Genomic DNA, 22,430 nt, shown 5'->3' with positions numbered 1-22,430 from the left:
CGGAGCCCCGCACATGCGCCACGCAGACCTCGTCCTCCTCAACGGCACCATCTGGACGGCATCCCCCGTACGCCACCGGATATCGGCACTGGCCGTCACCGGCGGCCGGATCACCGCCCTCGGCACCGACCGGGAGGTCCGCGAGCACATCGGCCCGCGCACCGAGGTGACCGACCTCGGCGGCCGGTTCGTACAGCCCGGGTTCACCGACGCCCACGTCCACCCGGTCATCGCCGGGATCGGCATGCTCGGATGCGACCTGAGCACGGGCCGCACCGCCCGCGACTACCGAGCCACGATCGCCGCCTACGCCGCCGCCCACCCAGGAGCCGCCTGGATCAAGGGCAGCGGCTGGTCCTTCGACGCCTTTCCGGGCGGTCTGCCGCACCGCGACCAGCTCGACGACATCCTCCCCGACCGGCCCGCCTACTTCCCCGTCCGCGACGGACACTCGGCATGGGCGAACTCCCGCGCCCTCGCCCTGGCCGGGGTCGACCGGCACACACCCGATCCGGCGGACGGCCGCATCGAGCGCGACGCCACCGGGGAACCCACCGGCGTACTGCACGAGGGCGCCATGACCATCGTCGGCGCCCTCGTGCCCCCCGCCTCGGCGGCCGAAGCCCGAGCCGGGCTCCTCGCCGCCCAGGAACTGCTGCACTCGCTCGGGATCACCGGCTGGCAGGACGCCCTCGTCGGCACGTACGCGGGCTTCCCCGACCCCCTCGACACCTACCTCGCCTGCGACGCAGACGGCTCGTTGACCGCACGGGTGCGCGGAGCGCTCTGGTGGGAACGCGACCAGGACCTCGGCCAGATCGACTCGCTGCTCGCCCGCCGCGAGAAGGCTGCCGGGGGCCGGCGCTTCACCGCCGGCAGCGTCAAGATCATGCAGGACGGCGTGGTGGAGAACTTCTCCGCCGCCATGCTGGAGCCCTACCTGGACTCCTGCGGCTGCCCGGGAGACAACGCCGGGATCTCCATGGTCGACCCGGCCGTGCTCCGCGACGCCGTGATCGCCCTCGACGGCCACGGATTCCAGATCCACTTCCACGCCCTGGGCGACCGGGCGGTCCGCGAGGCGCTGAACTCGCTCGAAGCGGCCGTCGCCGCGCACGGCCACACCGGCCTGCGCCACCACCTGGCCCACCTCCAGGTGGTGCACCCCGACGACATCCCCCGATTCCGCACCCTGCGCGCCGCCGCGAACATGCAGCCGCTGTGGGCCGCGCACGAACCGGCGATGGACGAGCTCACGCTGCCCTTCCTCGGCGAGGAACGGGGGCGGCGCCAGTACCCCTTCGGAGCCCTGCACGCGGCCGGCGCCGTCCTCGCGGCGGGCAGCGACTGGTTCGTCTCCAGCCCCGACCCCTGGCACGGCATCCACGTCGCCGTCAACCGCCAGGTGTGGGCGGAGGAGCTGGGCGAACCGGATCTGCGCCCCCCGTTCCTGCCCGAACAGCGCCTGGCTCTCAGTGACGCCCTCGCCGCCTACACGGCCGGTTCGGCATGGGTCAACCATCAGGACGACGCCGGTGTGATCGCGGTCGGCCGTCTCGCCGACCTCGCGGTCCTGGACCGCGACCCGTTCGCCATCGCCACCACCGACCTCCACGCGGTCCGCACGGTCGAGACGTACGTCGGCGGCGTGAGGGTCTACAGCGCGGACGGGCGTACGGCGGCCCCCGGCGCGCACTGAACGGGCCGCCGGGAGGTCGGGTGGCGGCTCCCGACGAGCTGGTCGGGCATCCGCGCGCCGGGAGAGCCGCTCTGCCACGAGCACATCCAGGGTGGTACACCCCCGCATGCCACTCGCCCTCGCCCCGGACCACTACGACGCCTGGCTCGACCCGAGCCAACCCCACGACACCGACGCCCTCCGCGCCTGGGCCGGGGGAGGGGCCGGTGGTGGTGAGGGGTTCCGGCGGAGCCGGTGGAGCCCGGGAGGCCGCGATGGAGGCTGATGCCCTCGATGCTGCGGCTGTTGCGCGAGGCTCCTCCGGAACCGTGATGCCGCCGCCGCGGAGTACTCGGGCGAGCCGTCGCGTGGCTGCATACCCGGGCTGCCCAGGTGTCTGCCGGACATCCGCCTCTGCTCGCCTCTCGGTGGCAACGCCCGGCGGTCCCGGCTCCCGATCTTCTGGGTGCCGGGGCCGCGCGTCCGGCGCCGTTCAGCGTCGGGCGGTCACACCTTCCGGGAGCCACAGGTCGCACATGTGGTCCCCGGGGAACGTCGTCGATGCGGTGATCGCCTCGGGCGCGAGCACCTGCACCTTCGGGTACTGGTTCCAGCGGGGGGCGTCCGTCGCGTACGGGATGCCCGTGTGGGCGAAGTTGGTCCAGTAGCCGAGCATCGTGGAGGCCAGAGAGTTCTGGGCGGGGGTGCCCGAGACGCCGCCGAACACGTACCGGATCTCGGAGCCGTGCGGGGCGCCTAGGGGGAAGCCGACCGGCAGGTCGAGGTGGTCCATGGCGCCGCCGTCGGCGAACTCGTACTGGTAGGACCGGGTGTGGCCGGCCATCAGCCGCGCCGTGCGGGACTGGAGGCAGGCGAACTGCGAGTCGGTGAGGATCGCGCCGAGTGCCTCGGCGGGGGAGCCGTGGTCCGACAGCGGGTAGCGGGCCAGGATTGCGTCGGCACGCTCGCCGTACAGGGCGCGGACGGCCACCGGGTACCCCGCTGCGGTGAGCTTGCGCCCGGCCAGGTCGTAGGTGGATGCCACGGTGAGCCGGCCCTCGTCGGCGGTGGTGCCCTGGAGGACGGGCACGCGGTGGAACCTGCCGCTCTCCAGCGCGTCGGCGATCTGGAGCGGGACGACCCGGCCGTCGACGTTGGGTACCCAGCGGGCGGTGGGGCTCGTCGAGGCCGTGAGCAGCTCGCCGGCGGGCTTACCGCGCAGGCAGGCGACATCGGCGCAGCCCAGGGAGCCGGCCCAGGTCGCGCCCGTGCGCTGCTGCGACTCCTGGGTGGGCAGTGGGAAGCCGCAGCCCGACTGGGCGATGGCACGGTCGAAGAGGCCGGTCGCGCGGGGGGAGACGAGGTGCTGGCAGACGCTGCCGCCGCCCGCCGACTCGCCGAAGACCGTGACGTTGCCGGCGTCGCCGCCGAAGGCGGCGATGTTCTGCCGCACCCAGCGCAGGGCCGCCTGTTGGTCGAGGAGACCGTAGTTGCCGGAGATGCCGTCCGCCGACTCTCCCGCCAGGCCCGGGTGGGCGAGGTAACCGAAGGCGCCGAGACGGTAGTTGAGGGTGACGACGACCACGTCGCCCCGAGCGGCCAGTTCCCCGCCGTCGTAGAAGGTCCCGGAACCGATGGTGAAGCCGCCGCCGTGGATCCAGACCATCACGGGACGGGCGCGCAGGGAGCGCTCGGCGGGCGTGTGGACGTTGAGGTAGAGGCAGTCCTCGCTGGGGGTGCCCGGTCCGGCCAGATCACCCCAGGGGGTCGACGAGTCCGTCTGCATACAGGGGTTGCCGGGAGTCGCGGCGTCCCGGACTCCCGTCCAGCGCGCGGGTGCGGCGGGCGGCTTCCAGCGCAGGCCGCCGACGGGCGGCGCGGCGTAGGGGATGCCGAGGTAGTCGTCGGCCCTCTCACCCGCTGTCCCCCGCACCTGCCCGTAGCGGGTGGTGACGGTCGTGTCGTCGGCCGCCGGAGCGGCCGCGGCGGGCACGGCGCCCAGCCCGGTCGCCGACAGCAGGAGCGCGCTCGCCAGCGCACCCCGTAAGCGGCGTTTCCACGACGGGGATCGTCGCGCCGTCCTTGCCGTGTGCCTCGTGTACGAATCGGGCATCGGTACCTCCGTGCGGGGGTCGGGTGGTGACTGGAGCACCGCAGTCTCGAGGCCTGCGTGCTCCTCCCGCATCGCGCGAATCACCGGTCATACCCGCGGGCGGCCCGGCTCCGGCGGGGTTCTCACCAGGTGGGCGCGGGCGGCCCCGCGACTGCAGGCGAAGGCGAAACCTGCGTCCCGGTGGAACCAGAAGCTGTCGGTGGTGGCGGATGCCGACAGGGCGCCGGCCACGACCGCGGGCCTCGCCAGACACAGGCCACGGCTCGTCAGCCTGCTGCCCCATGGGACCAGCCAGGCCGACGCGAGGCACACCTCGCCCCGGACCTCATCGACTGGCAGAACCGCTCGACCCGTAGGGCAGCTCCTAGAGGGGGTCAAGCCCGCCGAGGCCCAGCGTACGCAGGGTGTGTTCGGCCATGTGCAGGTGGCCGACCGCGTTGGGGTGGGCCGCGTCGTCGAGCCATGCGATGGGGTCGGCCGTGCCGTGGTGCTTCCGCCAGTGCGTCTCGTGGTCCACGAGCAGCGCGCCGGTGTCCTCGGCGATCTCCCGAACGGCCTGGCAGTACGCGGGAAGTGCTGAGCGCCGCTCCCGGCCCGAGAAGCCGACCAGGGCGGGTGTGTGCAGCACGACCTGCGTCCGCGGGCTCACCCCGGCGACGATCCGGCGCATCGCGTCGTGGAACGCCGGCAGGCCGTCCTCCCCGGCGAGGCAGTCGTTGGTGCCGAGGGACACGGACAGCACATCGGGCTCGAACCGGCCGATGAGCCGCTCGTGGGCTGCCAGCACATCGACTGCGCCCCAGCCGGACACACCGGTGTTGACCACGATGTCGGTGAGCCGGTCCAGCTGCCAGCGGACCCGCTCGTGCAGGTGCTCGACCCAGCTGCGGCCGCCGTGGGTGTGCAGGACACCCTGGGTGATGCTGTCGCCTGTCGCCACCCAGGTCATGGGGACGTCCGCCAGCCTGATCATTCCGTGCTCCTCCCGCCCGGCCGCCGCGACTCCCCGACGGCCACGGCGCCCCGTCGTCGGACCATGCTGCCCGCTCAAGATCGTCCGCGCAAACGGCCGCAGGGGCTCAGGACATCGAACCCCGGGACGTGATCATCCGGCCCCGGCACCCGCCGCTGCCGTGCAACCGCCTGGACGGGTCGAGTTCCGTGCGGCTTCGACCCCGCGGGCCGTCCAAGGGCCAGCGGCGACGCCCACAGCGACGCCGAAACCACCCAGCAAGTCGGACTCGGCATGACCGGGCGGTCTTGCTGCCACCGTCTCACTTCCGTCCCTCGTTCCACACCGCGGTGCCAGCTGCGGACCGCTGTGACCCATACCGACGGTGATCGTTACTCAGCGAGTTGAGCCGGACCGGGCGCCCTGGTGGGCCCGAGAGGAAGAGGGTGTTGCATGTGGCGACGTTATGTCGGCCGGCCGTGTCGGTTCCGGAACACGTCATCACCGTGGAGGAGACGCTTGAGCTCGCGCGCTCGCGCCATGCCGACCACCCCCGACTAGGACTCTCGCTCCGCCTGATCGAGAACACCGGGGTACGGACCCGCCACCTCGTGCGACCGGTCGAAGAGACGCTCGCACACCCTGGCTTCGAAGAGCGCAACCGGCTCTACGCGGCAGAGGCCAAGGCCCGCGTGCCCCTGGTCGTACGGCGGGCGCTGGAGGACGCCTCGCTGCGCGCCGCCGACATCGACCTGGTCATCTACGTGTCCTGCACCGGGTTCATGATGCCCTCGCTCACCGCCTGGCTCATCAACTCGCTGGGGCTTCCCTCCACCACCCGACAGCTGCCGATCGCCCAGCTGGGCTGCGCGGCCGGCGGCGCCGCCATCAACCGGGCGCACGACTTCTGCACGGCCTACCCGGAGGCGAACGCGCTGATCGTGGCCTGTGAGTTCTGTTCCCTGTGCTACCAGCCCACCGACATCGGCATCGGATCGCTGCTGTCCAACGGCTTGTTCGGCGACGGTGTGGCCGCCGCAGTGGTCCGCGGGAAGGGCGGAGCCGGCATCCATCTGGAGCGAAACGGCTCGTACCTGGTGCCGGGCACCGAGGACTGGATCGCGTACGACGTACGCGCCACCGGCTTCCACTTCCTGCTCGACAAGCGGGTGCCCGGCACCATGGAGCCGCTCGCCCCCGCGCTGCGCGCACTCGCCGACGGTCACGGCTGGGACGTGTCCGATCTCGACTTCTACATCGTGCACGCCGGGGGGCCGCGGATCCTCGACGACCTCAGCAAGTACCTGGGTGTGCCCCCGGACGCCTTCCGCTTCAGCCGGGCCACGCTCACCGAGTACGGAAACGTGGCGAGCGTCGTCGTACTGGACGCGCTGCGCCGTCTGTTCGACGAGGGCGGCGCCGCCGACCGCGCGCGCGGCCTGCTGGCCGGATTCGGGCCGGGCATCACCGCCGAGATGACGCTGGGCCGCTGGAGCCGTACGCCATGACCCTTCCCGAAGCAGACACCACGACCGCATCCGCCACCTCCGCCACATCCCCCGCAGGCCCGCGGCCGCCCGGCGGCCTGATCGTGCCGCCCGGCGGTGGCCGCACGCTCCGTACCGCCGCGCAGCAGGTGACGTTCAAGGTGACCGGCGAACAGTCGCGCAGCGCATCGAGCTTCGAGGTCGTCGTACCGCCCGGCTTCGACGTCGGCGCGCACGTCCACACCCGCAGCGAGGAGCTCTTCTACGTACTCGAAGGGGAACTCGACGTCCTCGCCTTCGAGCCGCGCGTGCGGACTCCCGACGGCTGGCGCGGGTGGCGGTCCACGCAGGGGGAGCGTGTGGTCCGCGCCACCCCCGGCACGGTCATCCTGGTCCCGCCGGGCTGCCCGCACGCGTTCGCCAACCCCACCGAAGCCCCGGCGAGGATGTTCTTCCAGTCGTCCCCGCCGCCGGACCACGAACGGTACTTCGAGGAGCTCATGGACATCCTGTCCGCCGGAGGACCCACCGACCACACCGCCATCGCGGCCCTGCGCCGCCGCTACGACATCGAGCAGCTCACCCCGCTGCGCCACGACCGGCCGGCGAGGAGTCAGTGATGCGGGACACCGCTCCCCCCGTGTACGAGGCCGTCGACCTGGCGGCGCTGGACTTCGACCCGTTCCTCCACGAGGCACTGCGGGAAGCGCCGGTCGTCCGGGTCCGGCTGCTGCACGGGACACCTGGTGAGTGCTGGCTGGCGACGCGGCACGACGTGGTCCGGTTCGTCACCTCCGACCCCCGGTTCAGCCGGGACATCGTCGGCCGGCCGCTGCCGAGCATGAACAGGTACCTCGTGCCGCTGGACCGGGCGGTCAGCTTCGTGGATCCCCCCGACCACACCCGGGTCCGTTCCGTGGTCTCGTCGGCGTTCAACCGCTCGGGCATGGCGGCACTGCGTCCGCGCGCGCAGGCTGTGCTCGACGGCCTGATCGACCGTATGGTGGCGTCGGGGCCACCCGCGGACCTCGTACGGCAGGTGACCTCGCCGTTCCCCCTGCACGTCATCGGAGCGGTGCTGGGCGTGGCGGAGGCAGACCGGCTGCGCCTGCGGGTCTGGGCGGACACCGTGCTGACGAGGGCGACGGACGAGGCAGGCGTCGAGCGGGCCCGTCAGGCCAAGGAGGCCGCCCGCGCCTTGTTCCGGGAGCTGGCCCGCGAGCGCCGGGCCCGGCCGGAGGATGATCTCACGAGCACGTTGGCAGCCGCGGTCGCCAGTGGCCAGATCGAGGAGGAGGAAATGCTCGCCCTGGCGGTGCTGATGGGACTGAACGGCTGGCACGCCGTCCGCAATCACACCTCGAACATGATGTACGTACTCCTGACCCACGACGGCCTGATGAGCCGGCTGCGGTCGGACCCGCGGGCCGTACCGGCTGCCGTGGAGGAGCTGCTGCGCTGGATTCCGCACAAGCACGGCGTGGGACAGCCACGCGTCGCCACCGAGGACGTCGAGGTGGGCGGGGTCCAGATCCGTCGGGGTGAGGCCGTGTACGTCTCGTACGTGGCGGCCAACTGGGACGAGTCGTGCTACCCCGAGCCGGGCCGCATCGACCTCGGCCGCCAGGGCCCGCCCCACCTGGCCTTCGGGTACGGTCCCCACCACTGCGTGGCACCGCTGCTGGCCCGGCTGGAGGCGGAGCTGCTCCTGACCACCCTGGTCGAGCGGCTACCGGACCTCCGGCTGGCAGTTGACCCCGGCGAGGTCATGTGGCAGAGGAACGTGCTCATCCGCGGGCCGGTGGGACTACCGGTGACCTGGTAAGCCCACGGGACGGAGCCGGGGCCGCAGACCGGCGGTCCGGCAGCGGCCGACGGGCCCACCCCGGTTCGTGCCCACCCCGTCCATTCCGGCCGTGCTGACATACAACACACCCAGCGTGATCACCCCTCACGCTCGGATCCTGCGCGAAACATCCCGCTTCGTCAGAGCGTTGCTCCGCGCTGCCCTGCGGTCTTCCACTCTTCGTGCGCGGTGTGGACGCGGTGCCACAGTTCCGCCCGCGCGGGGGCGGCGACATCGGTCAGATCCAGGCGGAACACACCGGCCAGTACGTCGTACCACTCGTCGGCCGAGTCGACGGTCCGCTCCTCCGTGCCCCCGGCGTCGACCCGGCGCAGCACGCGGCCGCGCAGCACGTCGACCCCCTTGGCGTCGCGGCGCTGGGCGGTGAGGACCCGGACGAAGCCGGACTCGGGGGAAGTGGACAGCCGGGCGTGTTCCGCGGCGAAGGAGGACAGCTCGACGGGGTCCGGTGCGAAGTCCATCGCGGTGAACGAGCCGCGGGGGTCGTGGTTGAACCGCCATCCGCCGGGCTCCGCCGCCGACGGGGTCATCGCGTAGGTGAACGGCCCCTGGACGTAGCTGCCTTCGCGCAGCGGCAGCGGCTCGTGCACCGCGTCGCCGAGCCCGGCGTCGACCAGCCACCGCTCGCCGTCGAGCCGTACGGTCAGCGCCAGGTGGTCGCCGGTCGCGCCCGCGGGATCCTCCGGGGTGCCCTGGACCCCGGCCCGGTGCAGCGTGACGTCGAAGCCCAGGGCCGCCAGGAGCGCGCCGAAGGCGCCGTTCAGATGGAAGCAGTAGCCGCCCCGCCCGCGCACGATCCGGGCAACGGATTCCGCAGCGCTGATGCCCGTCGGGCGCCCCAGATGGATGTCGAGGTTCTCGTAGGTGACCCGCTCCACCTGCGCCCGGTGCAGCGCACACAGCGACTTGAGGGTCGGGGCGGCGGGTCGGGCCACCCCCAGCACGGTCAAGTACGCGTCGACGTCGATCATGCTCCCCCTCACCCTTCAAACGGGTGATCATCCTAGGGCCTGTTGCGGATATGGATCTTTCCTTACAGTGATCACGGTGTAGCGCGAGGGGATATGGCGGACCGGCGATGAAGCAAGAGCCTCGAGGTGCCCCGGTAGCCCATGGCTCAGACAGCCGCTCCGGCCGCCAGTCCGCGGACGATGGACACGTCGCAGCCCAGAGCCGCCGCCGCTGTGACGCCGATGGCACCGACCTGCTGGGTCGGCGGTGACGTATTCGTAAGCGTTGGCGTTCCCGCCGTACACAGGGTCGACGGAGAAGAAGCGGCTGGTGGTGGGGTTGAAGAGACCGGTGAGGGTCGGCGAATCGGTGCTTTGCGCCGAGCCAGTTGTAGCGGGTGGTCGCCTGATCGGGGCGGGGGCTGCCGTACTCGATGTTCCGGGTCAGCGCACCGGTGGCGGTGTCCTCGGCGATCCAGCGTTCTTCGGTGGAGCGGTTCCGGCACGCGGAGGAGTGACGTCCGCGCGACGCGGGCGACGGCGACGCGCCGTTGCGGCCTACGCACGCGGTCTCGGCGTCACACGGCACGCGTGACGCCGACGCCACCCGTCCTTGCGGTCAGCGGGCCGCGGCCGTGTGGGGAACCAGCTTGGCTTGCACCGCTCGAACCCGGTGCGCCTGGCGGCGGGCGGCGTGCACACTGCGACGTGCCAGGCAGAGCTCGCCCGCCGGTACGTGGCAGGTCGGGCAGGGCTCGGCGAAAGGGCCGTGCCGAAAACGGCGGTGCGTCTCGTAGGCGGCGTCCAGCATCGCATCGAGCGCCGAAGGCGGGAAAGCGGCGGACGCATGGGCGGCTGCGGGCACCGAGTGGCGGGGGACGGGCAGGACCGCGGTGGGGATCATGGCGGCATCTCCTCGTGCGGCGGAAGTACGGGGCGGAAGGTCCTCACACTCCATGCGTCGAAGGCGGCGTCGGAGTGAGGGGGGCGGGCTGTACAGGCCGACGGCTCCCATCCTGTTGCAACCAGGAAGAGGGAGCCGTCGGAGACTGGCGCCTTCGGCGGGTTACGCGTGGCGGTGCGAGTGTCGGTTGCCGGTGACCAGGCGGTAGAGGGCGAGGAGGATGACGGAACCGACGATCGCGGCGATCCAGGTGGAAATCTCGAAGAAACCGTCGACGGAGTCGACGCCGAAGAGGACCTTGCCGAGCCAGCCGCCGAGCAGGCCGCCGGCGATGCCGATGAGCATGGTGATGATGATGCCGCCGGGGTCCTTGCCCGGCATCAGGGCCTTGGCGATGGCGCCGGCGATCAGACCGATGAGGATCCACGCGATGATGCCCATGATGCCTCTCCATTTCGTTACATAAAGGCAGTGTTAGCTCAACGTCTGCGCCGATCTCGTCCAGGTAAACGTCTCCCGTCGGCATCGGGTCTTTCTGGACCGCCCGCTCCGTGAGCCGGCAGTGAGCGGCGATGTCACGGATCCGGGCGTTCGGGTCGTCGGAGATCGCCGTCGGCACGCGTGCATGGGTCCGGCGCCCGAGGACGCGGGGCGGGGGTTGCGGGGGATGACAAGAGCCTCCCCATGCCCGCCTGGGCGTGCTCGATGACGCGTTCGAGATATAGCCCGTTCGTGTCGTCATCGGTGGGGACGGCACCGAGCCCTCGCACGAGTAGTACAACCGTCCCTACCCGCCCGCTCGGGGCGTCCAGGCTTCGGTGCGACTGCCGGATGTCCCGGCGGATGGGCGCGGGGCGGGCCGGTCGGTGGGCCGGTGAGAGGCGGGTTTGTGCTGGAGATCCAGGGGTAGACGGCAGCCGGTCGAATGAACGAGGGCGGATTGATGGAACAGATGACGGGCGCCGAGCGCAGGCGGTTGCTGCGTGGAGATGTCTTCTCCGTGTCGGGGGCGTTCGAGGGCAGCGAGGACATCGCTGTTGCCCGTGACCTCGCCCGGAGTTTCCTCACTGATGTGCAGGCCGTGTACGGCCTGCCGGTGTCCGGGCGCGTCATGGGCACCGTGCAGCTCGTGGTGAGTGAGCTGGTGACCAACGCCCGCAAGTACGCACCTGGTCCGTGCCTGCTGACTCTGGAGGTCAACGACGGTGCCTCGGTCGAGGTGAGCGTGTGGGACAGCAGCCCCACACCACCGGCGATCCTGGCACCCGATCCCACCCGGATCGGCCAGCACGGGCTGGAGATCGTCATGGCGGTCGGCCAGAGCTTCGCGGTCCACCGCGAGCCTGTGGGTAAACGGATCACCACCGCCATCGGACTGGCCGACGACCCCGGCGAAGACACCGTCGGCCACCAGTCGCGACAGCCCCACCCTGACCACCCGTGAGATCACCCGAGCACGGGTGACCCTTTCGCGCCTTACGCTGACCGCCGCGAAGGAGCCGCCGCGAAGGAGCCGCGTCGAAAGGAAGGCACCGGTCAGCGGGCGCAGCCCTGTTTCACCGCGGCTGACCTGACCGGCGGTGCCGCGGTACGGCCGAAAGACCTGTACCGACGCCGGGCATCAGACAGCGACGAGCTCCCGCTCCCGGGCCGGCCTTTTGACCTTGGGCTTCTTGTTCGGCAGCGAGAGCCGGAAGACCTTGTGCCACGCGGAGAACACCTGCTTGGGCAGCGGGCCGGTGACGTACTCCAGCTCGTACTTCTCGAACAGCGCGCGCACCTTCACCGCGACCTCGGCGTACCGGTTGCTCGGCAGGTCCGGGAACAGGTGGTGCTCGATCTGGTGCGACAGGTTGCCGGTCATGAAGTGCATGGCCCTGCTGCCGCTGATGTTCGCCGAGCCCATCATCTGGCGCAGGTACCACTGGCCGCGTGTCTCGCCCTTGATCGACCGGCGCTCGAAGACCTGCACGCCCTCGGGGAAGTGCCCGCACATGATCACCGAGTGGGACCAGAGGTTGCGGACCAGGTTCGCGGTGAACGTGGCGGCGAGCGTGGGGAGGAACGACGGGCCCGACAGCAGCGGGTGGATCACGTAGTCCTTGAGCACCTGCTTGCGGATCTTGCGGCCCACCGCCTTGGCCTGCGCGCGGAACTCCGGGTTCTTGCGGCGGCGCTTGTGCAGGTTCTTGCCGAGCTCCAGGTCGTACGCTGCGATGCCGTACTCGAAGAAGCAGGCGTTGATGAAGTTCCACAGCGGCTGGCCGAGGTGGAACGGGTGCCACTTCTGGTCCTCGTCGACGCGCATGATGCCGTAGCCGAGGTCGTTGTCCTTGCCGATCACGTTGGTGTACGTGTGGTGCAGCTCGTTGTGCGAGTGCTTCCACTGCTCGGACGGCGAGACGTGATCCCACTCCCAGGTGGTGGAGTGGATCTTCGGGTCTCGCATCCAGTCCCACTGGCCGTGCAGGATGTTGTGACCGATCTCCATGTTGTCCATGATCTTCGCCACGGACAGACCGGCGGTGCCGAGCAGCCACGCGGGCGGAAAGATCGAGAACAGCAACACGCCCCTGCTGACCAGCTCGAGTTTGCGCTGCGCCGAGATGACCTTCCGGATGTATGCGGCGTCCCTCTCGCCGCGGTCGGCGATCACCTCGTCGCGGATAGCGTCCAGCTCGCGGCCGAGCTCCTCGATCTGCTCCGCGGTCAGGTGGGCGGTGGGGTCGATGGCGGTCAAGGTGCTCCTACCGTTCGATGTCGCAGGGGCCCGCCGCGGCGGACACGCAGGTCTGGATGAGGACGCCCGGCTCGGCCTCGGTGATCTCTCCGGTGCGCAGGTCCCGGACGGCGCCCGCCTTGAGCGGCGTGACGCAGCCGAAGCAGATGCCCATACGGCACCCGGAGGGCATGAGCACGCCGGCCTCCTCGCCGACGTCCAGCAACGGCGTGGCGCCGTCCGCGTCGACGGTCCTGCCGGTGGCGCTGAACGTGACCTCGCCGCCGTCGCCGGTGACGACGATGCCGGGGCGGAAACGTTCGGTATGCAGGCGCTCGGGTACGCCGTGCTCGCTCCAGTGCTTTTCGGCGGCGTCGAGCAGGCCCGCGGGCCCGCAAGCCCAGGCCTCGCGCTCGGCCCAGTCGGGCACGATGTCGCCGAGACGGGCGATGTCGAGCATGCCGTCCGTGTCGGTGTGCACCTCGGTGAGCCGCAGCTTCCCGTCCGCGACCAGGTCGTGCAGTTCGTCGCGGAAGATCACGTCTTGCGGCTGCGGCGCGCAGTGGACCATGACGACGTCGTCGAACTCGATGTCGCGCAGCATGCCCATCACGGGCGTGATACCGCTGCCGGCCGTCAGGAACAGCACCTTGGCGGGCTTGGCCTGCGGCAGCACGAAGTCACCGGTCGGCTGGTCGAGCTGGACCAGCGTGCCCGGTTTCGCCCTGCGGACCAGGTAGTTGCTGACCTTGCCGTCCGGGATCGCCTTCACGGTGATCGTGACGCGGCCGTCCTGGCGTTTCGTCGGCGAGGTGACGGAGTAGGCACGCCACAGGCGCACCCCGTCGACGTCGACCCCGATCCGCGTGTACTGACCGGCTGCGTGGCCGCGCCAGCCCCGTCCCGGCCTGATCACGATAGTGGCGGCGTCACCCGTCTCGGGCTGCACGGCCTCGATGCGGCCACGCAGGTCAGCGCCCGCACGCAGTGGGCTGACCAGGTCGAGGTAGTCCGACGGCAGCAGCGGCGTCGTGACCATCTCCAGCAGTTTCCACGCCCTGCTGCGGAGGGCTGCACTCGTCATGGCTCCAGCTTGCTGCGTCTCAGGGGGTAAAGTCCTGACCGCAGGACGTGAATCTGATCGGCCGAATTGTTCGCAGGGAACAAAACGTGAGTCATGCAATTCAGAGGGCCAGCGAGCTGGCCCTGGACGACACGACGGTCACCGCGCTTCGGGCCGCGCTGAGGACCACCGCCGACGAGGTCGTCCAAGCGATCATCGACGAGGTCCCTCCCTATGCCAACGCCCTCTCGGGCCGCATGGGCGCCACCATCCGCCGAGCCGTCCGTACCGCCCTGGGGCACTACCTGGACCTCGCGAGCGGGAACGCCACCGGCGGCGACGCCGGTGACGCAGCCTACGAGCTGGGCCGCGGCGAGGTGCGCTCCGGCCGTTCGATGGACGCCCTGCTCAGCGCATACCGTGTCGGCGCCCGCGTGGCCTGGCGATGCCTGGCAGCGGGTGCCGTACCCGCAGGCCTGCCCGCCGCCGAAGTCGCCAAGTTCGCCGAGCTGACCTTCGCCTACATCGACGAGCTCTCCGCCGCGAGTGCCGCGGGCCACGCCGACGAACTGGCCGCCCGGGGCAGGGCCCACGAGCGCCACCTGGAACACCTGGCCCGCGACCTCATCGCCGGCGCGAGTCCGGACGTGCTGCTGGCCTCTGCTCAACGGGCCGGGTGGCAGCCTCCGCTTTCGCTGACCGCGGTCCTGCTGCCCGCCGCCCAGGCCCGGCCGGCCTACCGCGCGCTCGACCCGAGCACCCTCATCCTCGACGATCTGCCGGACGCCACCGGTGTGCTGCTCGTCCCCGATGCCGACCGATCGCATCTCCTGCGGCAGCTGACCGACCGCACCGCCGTGGCCGGCCCGGCCCGGCCATGGACTCGTGCGTCCGCCTCGTACACACGAGCCGTACGCGCGCGCTCCCTCTCCTCCGACATTCGCGACACCGAGGACCACCTGCCCGAGCTGGTGCTGAGCGCCGACATGGACGCGTTCGCGGACCTGCGTGCCCGAGCCCTCGCACCGCTGCGGGCCTTGCCTGTCGCGACCGCGCGGCGGCTGGAGGAGACGTTGCGGGCGTGGCTGCTGCACCAGGGCCGGCGGGACGAGGTGGCGGCGGCGCTGTTCGTCCATCCCCAGACGGTCCGGTACCGGATGTCGCAGCTGCGGGAGCTGTTTCCGGATCTCGCATCGCCCCACCGGGTCCTTGAACTGACGCTGGCGGTCGGTCTTCGGGTCAGCTGACGCGTCCCTCGACCGTCCACGACCGCGTCCGTGAGCGGTCCAGGAATCGTGCCTCGTTCTCGGTGCCAACAGCTGGTTCGTGCGACCCCGGACCACCACGACGAGGCGGGTGTCGGTGTCGATGACGACCCGGTGATACGTGGGGTACGTCACTGCGGGGCCCTGGTCCAGGACCGGTGACCGGACCTGGTGTGGCGGCCGCCGAGGCGCGGTCGGCGTACGGCCTGGTCCGCGAACTCGTCGCCTGGGAGACCGAAGCCCGCCGACGGTCGTTCGAGGCGTTGCGGCGCCCGGCTCGCCACCCGCGCCCGCCGCCTGTCGTCGCGGGCAACTGCCCTGTCCCCGTGCGGACTCGGACAACCGTTCTTGATCGCCTGCGCCGAGCGGCGCCGTGCCCTTACGCTCGACCCGCAAGAGACGTGCAGTCGAACGGGGACAGGATGGGACGCGTGGAGATCGGCTTGGCGGACGCGGTGGCGGCGGTACGGGACGAGCTGCTGGATGCCACGGCGCGCGGCGCGGGACACGAGATCTCGTTCGTGGTCGGGCCCGTGGAGATGGAGTTCGAAGTCGAGCTGCGCGCCGACGCACGGGCCAAGGCGGGCTTCCGGGTGTGGGCCGTGACTGCGGACGCAGAGGCCGGGGTGGCCCGCGGCCGGACGCACCGGGTGTCGTTCACACTCACCCCGAGGAATCCCGCCGGCGGCGATCTGCTGGTCAGCGGGGGCGCGGACCGGCCGGCCGGTCCCGGCGACGTGAGCGGGCGGATCCAGGACTGACCGGCGGGCGTCGGCGTACGAAACGGGGGACGCCATGAGGCGGGATCGTCTGGTCGCGGTCGGAGGACCCGGCGGGCCGGGATCGGGGTACGTGATCGGTCCCCGGCTGGTGCTCACCTCGGCACACGTGGTCGGTCGGCGAGGCACCCTGGTGCAGGTGTTCCGGCCGGGCGCCGACGCGGTGTCCGGCGGTGTCGTGGTGTGGTGCGGCACGCCCGGCGGGCGCGACGATGCCGCCCTGGTGGAAGTGGACGACGCCAGGTGGCGGCCACCTGCGGGCGCGGGGGTGCGCTGGGGCCGCTTGGTGACCGAGCAGCCCGGGCAGCCCTGTGCTACCTGGGGCGTACCGGACGTGGCACAGCAGCCCGGAGCGGCGGTGGAGGCCGCGCAGCTGGCGGGGACGGTGAATCCGGGCAGCGGCTTCGTGGCCAACCGGCACCTGATGGACCTCGGTTCGTTCCCGCCGGTCTGGCCGGCCGATGGGTCGTCGCCCTGGGGCGGGCTGTCAGGGGCGGCTGTGTTCTGCGGCCGCCTGCTGACCGGGGTGGTCGCGGCCGACGCGGGCCGCTCCGGGCATGCCGCGCTCTCGGTGGTGCCGGCGTACGTGCTGCATCACGACGCGGAGTTCCGGGCTGTGCTGGCCGAGCACTGCGCCGGAGCGATGATGCTCGACGCGGTCGAGTTCCAGGACGTGGCCGAGGCCGACCCGGTGGCGCCGGCCGGCGGCCTGGGCTCGGCGGCGGCGCTCCTGCAGGCGGGGCGGCAGGTTGTGGCCTTCCATGGCCGCGAGGAACTGCTGGACCGGCTGGCTCGCTGGTGCCGGCAGGAGGGGTTCGGCAGCTGGCTGCTGCACGGCCCGGCCGGGCAGGGGAAGACCCGGCTGGCCCACGAGCTCGCCGGCACCATGGCTCCGGACGGCTGGGCGGTGCTGTGGCCGCGCGCCACCGCAGCTCCGGCAGAACTGCGGGCGGTCGGCCGGGCCGCCAAGCCGCTGCTGGTGGTGCTGGATTACGCGGAGACCCGCGCGGAACAGCTCGCCGCGCTCCTGGAGGCCGCCGCCGAGCACGGGGGCGCGACGCCCTTCAAGGTCCTCCTGCTGGCGCGGACGGCCGGGGACTGGTGGACCAGCACGCAGGCCGTGAGCCGTACCGCCGAAGAACTGCTCGACGGCACGCCGGTGGTTGCGCTGCCGGCGCTGGAGAGCGATACGGCCGCACGTCCGCAGGCGTACCGGAGGGCGGCGCAGGCCTTCGCGGCCGCGCTGCCCGACGTTCGCGGTCGGCAGGGGCCCGACTGGCCGGTACTGGCTGCCGCTCTTCCCTTCCCCGACGTGGACCGGGCGGGTATGGACAATGCGCTGACCCTGCACATGACCGCCCTGGCCGACCTGTTGGACGCCGCCGACACCGGTTCGGCCGAGGACACGGCGGGACCCGCCACCGGCGTCGAGGACCGCCTGCTCCTGCACGAGCGCCGCTACTGGGAGCAGAGCGCGACCGCCTCGGGTCTCAGCCCGGCGCTGAGCACGGCCACCCTCGATGCCGCGCTCGCCGCCGCTCTGCTGGTGGGGGCAGCCGATCGCGATCAGGCCGCCGAGGTCCTCCGCAAGGTCGGCGGGCTGGCCGACCAGCCGCGCGACCGTCGCGATGCCGTCCTGGCCTGGATCGCCGCCCTCTATCCGCCGGCCGATGCGGGTCCGTGGGGCAGCCTGCAGCCCGACCGGCTGACGGAGCGTCTGATCGGCCGCCGCCTGGCAGCACACCCCGGGCTCGCCCACGACCTCGTACCGGGCATCACCGAGGAACAGGCGGGCCGGCTGCTGACCCTCTACAGCCGCGCGGCCGCGCACGCCGTCTTCGCGGGACGGCTCGACGACCGACTGACCGCGCTGTGCGTCCGGCACCGTACCGTCCTGGCGTCCCCGGCGATGGCCGCCGCCACCCAGGTGGAGCGTCCCGGCCCGCTGGTGGCCGGATTGCAGCAGATCGCCGCGGATCCCCAGACCCCGCTGGACGCCCTCAGGCAGCTCGACGACAGGCTCCCGCGCAGCGAGCGCCTGGCCGTCTGGGCCTGCGACCTGGCCCGGCACCTGGTCGCACGCCACCGCGGCCTCCCCCACACCCCCGGCCTGGTGTGGAGTCTGCATTCCCTCTCCTCGCGCCTGGCGGCCCTGGACCGGCGGGAGGAGGCCCTGACCCCAGCCGAGGAAGCGGTCACCGTCGCCCGTTCCCTGGCGGACGCCATCCCCCTGATCGCGAGCCTGAACACGTACGCCGACCGGCTGCGTGACCTGGGACGCCGTGAGGAGGCCATGGCCCCGATCACAGAGGCCGTAGCACTGTCCCGCGGCTTGGGCGACGGCCGCACCCCCGAGCTCGTCGAGAGTCTGAACAGGCTTGCCGCCCTGCTGGGTGATCTCGGGCGGCACGAGGCGGCGCTGGCCGCGTCCGAGGAGGCGGTGCGCCTGCGCCGCGATGCCGGAGCAGGCTCGGACGCCGAAGCCCGTCAGCTGGCCCGGAGCCTGAACATCCACTCCGGACGCCTGTGGGACCTGGGCCGGAAGGAGGAGGCCATGGAAGTGCTCATCGAAGCCGCCCGCCTGCACGACGGCATGACCGGTGCGGGCTCTGCGTACTCACCCGCTTACGTCGCGACGCTGAACGAGATGGCGGTCAAAGGTGCGGAGATGGGCTGGCTGAAAGGCGCCCTGTCGGTGGCCGAGCGTGTGGTGCATGTCAGCCGCGCAATGGCCAGGAACCGCCCCGATGCCTACCTTCCCCAGCTGGCCCAGAGCCTCGGCCGGCTGGCCTGGGCCCTGGAGGACTCTGGCCGGCAGGAAGAAGCCTTGGCCGTCGCCGAAGAGGCCTTGGCCATCCAACGGGGCCTGGTCGCCATCCATCCCGACGCCCACCTGACGGCGCTCAACGCGAGCCTGAGCACGGTCTCGCCGCTCTACGCGGCCCTGGGCCGGCCCGACCAGGCTCTCGCCGCCACCGAGGAGTGTGTACGGATCATCCGCGACCTGGCGCGCGCCTACCCTGACGCCCACCTGCCCCATCTGGCGGTGCAACTGCACACCCTCGGCACCCAGCTGGCGGCCGTGGGCCGCACAGAGCAGGCCCTGGCGGCCGTCGAGGAAGCCCTGGGCATTCGCCGCACCCTCGCATCCCGCGACCCGGACGCCCACCTGCCAGGCCTGGCGAGCAGCCTGATCGGCGTAGCGGTACGACGGGAGCAGTCCGGCCGGCCGGGGGAGGCTGTCGCCGCCCTCGAGGAAGCCGTCGCCGTCTACCGCACCCTGGCTGCCACCCGTCCCGCCCACGTCCCCGACCTCGCCAGGGCCCTGTACGGGCTCTCCCGCAGGCTGGAGGGGCTGCGCCGGTGGGACGAGGCGCTCGCCGCGGTCCGCGAGGCCTTCCGTCTTCTGCCCGAGCTGGCGCTGTACGAGCGACGTTGATCCAGCTGCGACCGAGACCGCGCAGCGGTTGCCGGGCGACCTCGGCGGTCGGCCCGGCCGCCGCTCCGCGCGGCTGCAGCAGCTGTTCCTCGGCGCGCTCGTCGTGGTGGCGGAACTTCACGGTGTGTGGCAGGCGTTAGCGGGGTGTTGCACGATGATGAGCGTCCGACGAGGGACGACGTGGCAGAAGCTGAGGTGGCACGAGTGGCGATGTGGGATCGGATCAAGGACCAGGCGACCAGAGGTCTGCAGCAGGCCCAGGGGGTGCGCGGCGGCTCCGGCGGCCATGGACCGTCCGGTGCACGGCCCGGGGGTGGTTCCAGGGCCGAGCTCGTGAGCGCGTTGAAGACGCAGCTCACGTCGCTGAAGACGGAGCTGAAGAGCGGCGCCTTCCGGGACGCCAGCATGGCCATGTGCGCGTTGGTGGCCGCCGCTGACGGACGGGTCGACCCGGCCGAGCGCCAGCACGTCGAGTCACTCATCCTCACCAACGACGTTCTTCAGAACTTCCCCGCCGACCAGCTCCGCCAGCGTTTCAACAAGCACGTCGACCAGCTTTCGGCCGGCTTCGTCATGGGCAAGGCGGCGGTGCTTCAGGACGTCGTCAAGGTGGCGAAGAAGCCCACCGAGGCACGGGCTGTCATCCAGACCGGCATCGTGGTCGCGGGTGCGGACGGCTTCATCGCGCCTGCCGAGGAGCAGATCATCCGCGAGGCGTGCGCTGCGCTTGGCCTGTCGGCGACGGAGTTCGGCATCTGACCCGCTGCCTTCGGCGAAGAGACGCGCGGCCGTGTACCTGCTGCGGGCCCGGCGAGCCCGCGCGTACGCTGCGGGCGTGATGGTCTTGTCCGATCCGGTCGCCGACACGATCGTGCCCCGGATGCGCTCCCTCGTTTGACGACAGGGGCCCCTCCACTCGGCGGGAGCCCCCTGGCCCCTGATCTGCCCAGGCGGCGAACGCCTCCACGTTCGTGCTGGCCGCCCCCATCCCGACCGGCTCCCTCGAAACGGCGGCGTAGGAGACCCGCGAGATTCGCGACGAGATACGCAAGCCGATCACATGACAGCCCTGACCGGTCGTCTCGGACTGCCGCCCATGCCGGGCCACCGCTCGGATGGCCCGGCATGGTGTCGCCGCCGGTGGATGCGGCTGCGGGTCAACGGCCTTCCAGCAGAGCGCAGGCGAAGTTCTCCTGTACCGTGCGCAGCCGGGCCAGCAGGGCGGGCTTGTTGCTCTTGCTGGTCTGCGTGTTGATGGAGAAGGTCAGTGATCGGGTGCCGTCGGGGGTGGTGGCGGCGAGTTGGGTGTAGCCGGGGGTGTTCCCGGTGTGGCCGTGGAGCACGCCGCAGCGGGTCGTGTACTGGAAGATCGCCAGCCCGGCGGCATTGGTTCCGGGGCCGGCCGGCTCGGAGGAACCTCCGGGGATGAACGTGAGCTGTGCCTTGCGGGTCTGCTCCGACAGCAGCTCGGGGCCGCCGTACCCGCGCATGAAGGCGCCCAGTTCCCGGGGGGTGGAGACGATTCCTCCGGAGGCCCAGACGCCGGAAGCGCTGATGGCTTCGCTGATGTCTTCGGGTTCGGCGGGCGGCGCGACGTCATAGCCGTGGAAGTAGGGCTGGGGGAGCCGGTAGCCCTGGGGCAGGCTCGTGCGGCGCAGACCCAGCGGACGGTACACGAGTTCCTTGAGCAGGGCCTCGTAACGGCGGCCGGTGGCGGCCTCGGCCATGAGGGCGACGGCGATGTTGTCGGAGTTGGAGTACTCGTACAGGGCGCCGGGGGCGAAGAGCAGCGGTTCGTCGGCTACGAAGTCGAGGAGTCGCCGCGAGTCGAACACGTGGCGGGGGTCGGCGGTGATGATCTCCAGGAACTCGGGGTCGGCCGAGAAGTCGGGCAGGCCGCTGGTGTGCTGGAGGAGCTGGCGCAAGGTCACCGTGTGCCAGGCGGCGGGCTGGTCGGGCAGGAGCTCGCCGATGGTGTCGTCGAGGGAGAGCTTCCCCTGGTCGACCAGCCTGAGGGCGACGGCCCCACTGAAGGCCTTCGCGATGCTGGCGATGCGCATGTGGTCGTCGGGGTGGGGCGGGCGGCCGGTTGCGATGTCGCCGACACCGGCGGTGTACACCTGCGTACGGTCGCCGCGGGTGAGCACGGCGATCACCCCGGGAGGGCCGTCCTCCTGTGCGACGAGCCGCTCGAGTTGCTGCTGGAGGCGTTTGTCGTGGTGCGGGCGGTCCCGGGCCGGTTCGGGACCGACGCCCGCCTGCGCGGGCTGGAGCAGCCCGCCGAGCGCAGCGGCGGTGAGGGCGGCGGCGGCGAGTCCGGGGCGGAGTCGGCGTCCGCGGGCACGGGTCAGCACGTACGTGTCTCCTGGGTGTGCGGTGGGGCGGCAGGGGTCGGCGACACCGGCCGGTGCACCTGCCTGCCTAGCAGCCCCGGGGCCGCGCGGGGGTGGCGGCGCGCGCCGCCACCCCCGATCAGCGGACACGGCAATGCCCTCCCCGGCGTGGCGCGCCGCGTGGGACGGAGGACGCAGCGCTGACGTGGCCCCGCTGATGCCGTGACCGGGCATCTTTGCCGGGTTGCTCGTTGCGTTGGGTGTCAGTGGCGATATTCGGCAGGGGTGGGCACGGCATCACCGGTGAGAATCCGCCGGCTGACCGAGCAGGAGGGAGAGAGGCTGCCACGGATCGTTCGGCGGGGAGACACCGGTGCGGTGCGGGTCCGGTGGACGATGATGCTGGTGGCCTCGCCGGGCGGCAGGCCGGTCCCGGAGATCGCGCAGCTGGTGCAGACCGACGAGGACACCGTCCGGGGCGTGTTCCACCGGCTCAACGAGATCGGGCTGACCTGTGTACACCCTCGATGGGTGGGAGGGCGTTCCCGGCTGCTGAGCTTTGAGGACGAGGTCGCGGAGGGCGTCGGTGAGCTTCGCGTTCTGCTCACAAGTCAGCTCGGCCGGGCGCGCCACCGCTTCGGGTTCGTCGGCGGGGTTCCACAAGGATGCGGAGTTCATGAGGCCGTTCCCGCGCGAGGCGTGCATAGGTGGCGGCAAGGGGTGTCCGGAAACGTAGCGCCGTCCGCAGCAGTTTGCCTCAGCAGCGCGGGCTCAGCCCCGCGAACGGGGTTATCCAGGACGGCTCCGATGCCGTAATCACACTCGCCACATCATCATCACTGAGGCCAGCCCAGTGCCGAGACAATCCCATAGCTACGCTG

General features: G+C 71.6%; 18 protein-coding genes and 1 pseudogene. 9 read left to right on the top strand and 10 right to left on the bottom strand.

Translation table 11 applies throughout. The features are described from left to right. Positions 1 to 13: 13 nt before the first annotated feature. Positions 14 to 1,699 carry an amidohydrolase gene (locus tag AMK29_RS20785; protein ID WP_073815066.1) on the top strand — a complete coding sequence of 562 codons (1,686 nt, stop codon included), beginning with the start codon at positions 14 to 16 and terminating at the stop codon, positions 1,697 to 1,699. Positions 1,700 to 2,171: 472 nt separating this feature from the next. On the opposite strand, the gene AMK29_RS20780 is transcribed toward AMK29_RS20785, so the two are convergent. Together AMK29_RS20780 and AMK29_RS20775 are read right to left on the bottom strand one after the other, a co-directional pair. Then, on the bottom strand, positions 2,172 to 3,671 hold the full coding sequence (locus AMK29_RS20780) for a carboxylesterase/lipase family protein (RefSeq protein WP_241845588.1): 1,500 nt from the start codon (positions 3,669 to 3,671) through the stop codon (positions 2,172 to 2,174). A 484-nt stretch (positions 3,672 to 4,155) separates the two neighbouring features. Continuing rightward, positions 4,156 to 4,764 carry an SGNH/GDSL hydrolase family protein gene (locus AMK29_RS20775; RefSeq protein WP_073815061.1) on the bottom strand — a complete coding sequence of 203 codons (609 nt, stop codon included), beginning with the start codon at positions 4,762 to 4,764 and terminating at the stop codon, positions 4,156 to 4,158. Positions 4,765 to 5,198: 434 nt separating this feature from the next. On the opposite strand from AMK29_RS20775, the gene AMK29_RS20770 reads away from it, so the two are divergent. The 3 genes from AMK29_RS20770 to AMK29_RS20760 are packed head-to-tail and all read left to right on the top strand — an operon-like array spanning position 5,199 to position 8,055. After that, on the top strand, positions 5,199 to 6,251 hold the full coding sequence (locus tag AMK29_RS20770; protein ID WP_073815058.1) for a type III polyketide synthase: 1,053 nt from the start codon (positions 5,199 to 5,201) through the stop codon (positions 6,249 to 6,251). After that, positions 6,248 to 6,850 carry a cupin domain-containing protein gene (locus AMK29_RS20765; protein WP_079197016.1) on the top strand — a complete coding sequence of 201 codons (603 nt, stop codon included), beginning with the start codon at positions 6,248 to 6,250 and terminating at the stop codon, positions 6,848 to 6,850. The genes AMK29_RS20770 and AMK29_RS20765 overlap by 4 nt, the downstream gene beginning before the upstream one ends. After that, positions 6,850 to 8,055 (top strand): cytochrome P450, encoded by a 1,206-nt coding sequence (locus tag AMK29_RS20760; protein ID WP_073815055.1) that lies wholly within the window; start codon positions 6,850 to 6,852, stop codon positions 8,053 to 8,055. Before AMK29_RS20765 ends, AMK29_RS20760 begins: the two co-directional genes overlap by 1 nt. A gap of 161 nt (positions 8,056 to 8,216) precedes the next feature. On the opposite strand, the gene AMK29_RS20755 is transcribed toward AMK29_RS20760, so the two are convergent. The 4 genes and pseudogenes from AMK29_RS20755 to AMK29_RS37315 form a co-directional block, all read right to left on the bottom strand. Further along, a complete protein-coding gene (locus AMK29_RS20755; protein WP_073815052.1) occupies positions 8,217 to 9,068 on the bottom strand; it encodes an arylamine N-acetyltransferase family protein in 852 nt (283 codons plus the stop codon). Positions 9,069 to 9,666: 598 nt separating this feature from the next. Continuing rightward, entirely contained in the window at positions 9,667 to 9,951 is a 285-nt protein-coding gene (locus AMK29_RS20750; protein ID WP_073815050.1) for a hypothetical protein, read from the bottom strand. Between the two features lie 162 nt (positions 9,952 to 10,113). Continuing rightward, the gene (locus AMK29_RS20745; protein WP_073815048.1) at positions 10,114 to 10,392 is read right to left on the bottom strand and encodes a GlsB/YeaQ/YmgE family stress response membrane protein; all 279 of its coding nucleotides are present in this window, start codon (positions 10,390 to 10,392) and stop codon (positions 10,114 to 10,116) included. Between the two features lie 91 nt (positions 10,393 to 10,483). Further along, positions 10,484 to 10,570 (bottom strand): annotated as a pseudogene (locus AMK29_RS37315) (MarR family transcriptional regulator); the annotation flags it as partial. Positions 10,571 to 10,894: 324 nt separating this feature from the next. Here AMK29_RS37315 and AMK29_RS20740 point away from each other — a divergent pair. Further along, positions 10,895 to 11,395, top strand: coding sequence for an ATP-binding protein (locus AMK29_RS20740; RefSeq protein WP_073815796.1), 501 nt, complete (start codon positions 10,895 to 10,897; stop codon positions 11,393 to 11,395). Between the two features lie 177 nt (positions 11,396 to 11,572). On the opposite strand, the gene AMK29_RS20735 is transcribed toward AMK29_RS20740, so the two are convergent. Beyond that, positions 11,573 to 12,691: a fatty acid desaturase family protein gene (locus tag AMK29_RS20735; RefSeq protein WP_073815045.1), complete on the bottom strand. Its 1,119-nt coding sequence runs from the start codon at positions 12,689 to 12,691 to the stop codon at positions 11,573 to 11,575. 7 nt (positions 12,692 to 12,698) lie between these two features. Further along, positions 12,699 to 13,754 carry a ferredoxin reductase gene (locus AMK29_RS20730; protein ID WP_073815039.1) on the bottom strand — a complete coding sequence of 352 codons (1,056 nt, stop codon included), beginning with the start codon at positions 13,752 to 13,754 and terminating at the stop codon, positions 12,699 to 12,701. An 86-nt stretch (positions 13,755 to 13,840) separates the two neighbouring features. On the opposite strand from AMK29_RS20730, the gene AMK29_RS20725 reads away from it, so the two are divergent. The 4 genes from AMK29_RS20725 (at position 13,841) to AMK29_RS20710 (ending at position 19,975) form a co-directional block, all read left to right on the top strand. Next, complete coding sequence (locus AMK29_RS20725; protein ID WP_073815036.1) at positions 13,841 to 14,980, top strand: PucR family transcriptional regulator; 1,140 nt, start codon at positions 13,841 to 13,843, stop codon at positions 14,978 to 14,980. Between the two features lie 449 nt (positions 14,981 to 15,429). Further along, on the top strand, positions 15,430 to 15,759 hold the full coding sequence (locus AMK29_RS20720; RefSeq protein WP_073815034.1) for a trypco2 family protein: 330 nt from the start codon (positions 15,430 to 15,432) through the stop codon (positions 15,757 to 15,759). Between the two features lie 181 nt (positions 15,760 to 15,940). Next, entirely contained in the window at positions 15,941 to 19,216 is a 3,276-nt protein-coding gene (locus tag AMK29_RS20715) for a tetratricopeptide repeat protein (RefSeq protein ID WP_143202934.1), read from the top strand. A gap of 204 nt (positions 19,217 to 19,420) precedes the next feature. Continuing rightward, entirely contained in the window at positions 19,421 to 19,975 is a 555-nt protein-coding gene (locus AMK29_RS20710) for a tellurite resistance TerB family protein (protein ID WP_073815028.1), read from the top strand. 398 nt (positions 19,976 to 20,373) lie between these two features. Here the strand turns inward: AMK29_RS20710 and AMK29_RS20705 are convergent, their stop codons facing one another. After that, the gene (locus AMK29_RS20705) at positions 20,374 to 21,570 is read right to left on the bottom strand and encodes a serine hydrolase domain-containing protein (RefSeq protein WP_073815025.1); all 1,197 of its coding nucleotides are present in this window, start codon (positions 21,568 to 21,570) and stop codon (positions 20,374 to 20,376) included. Positions 21,571 to 21,846: 276 nt separating this feature from the next. Beyond that, the gene (locus AMK29_RS37975; protein WP_198942297.1) at positions 21,847 to 22,227 is read right to left on the bottom strand and encodes a hypothetical protein; all 381 of its coding nucleotides are present in this window, start codon (positions 22,225 to 22,227) and stop codon (positions 21,847 to 21,849) included. Positions 22,228 to 22,430 lie beyond the last annotated feature (203 nt).

The organism is Streptomyces sp. CB02261 (assembly GCF_001905665.1).
Taxonomy (GTDB): Bacteria; Actinomycetota; Actinomycetes; order Streptomycetales; family Streptomycetaceae; genus Streptomyces.
This window is presented reverse-complemented; position numbering and strand designations above follow the sequence as displayed.

Coding starts and splice junctions, on each gene's coding strand:
- AMK29_RS20785 (WP_073815066.1), top strand. CDS start 14: ATGCGCCACGCAGACCTCGTCCTCCTCAACGGCACCATCTGGACGGCA.
- AMK29_RS20775 (WP_073815061.1), bottom strand. CDS start 4,764: ATGATCAGGCTGGCGGACGTCCCCATGACCTGGGTGGCGACAGGCGAC.
- AMK29_RS20765 (WP_079197016.1), top strand. CDS start 6,248: ATGACCCTTCCCGAAGCAGACACCACGACCGCATCCGCCACCTCCGCC.
- AMK29_RS20760 (WP_073815055.1), top strand. CDS start 6,850: ATGCGGGACACCGCTCCCCCCGTGTACGAGGCCGTCGACCTGGCGGCG.
- AMK29_RS20755 (WP_073815052.1), bottom strand. CDS start 9,068: ATGATCGACGTCGACGCGTACTTGACCGTGCTGGGGGTGGCCCGACCC.
- AMK29_RS20750 (WP_073815050.1), bottom strand. CDS start 9,951: ATGATCCCCACCGCGGTCCTGCCCGTCCCCCGCCACTCGGTGCCCGCA.
- AMK29_RS20745 (WP_073815048.1), bottom strand. CDS start 10,392: ATGGGCATCATCGCGTGGATCCTCATCGGTCTGATCGCCGGCGCCATC.
- AMK29_RS20740 (WP_073815796.1), top strand. CDS start 10,895: ATGGAACAGATGACGGGCGCCGAGCGCAGGCGGTTGCTGCGTGGAGAT.
- AMK29_RS20730 (WP_073815039.1), bottom strand. CDS start 13,754: ATGACGAGTGCAGCCCTCCGCAGCAGGGCGTGGAAACTGCTGGAGATG.
- AMK29_RS37975 (WP_198942297.1), bottom strand. CDS start 22,227: ATGAACTCCGCATCCTTGTGGAACCCCGCCGACGAACCCGAAGCGGTG.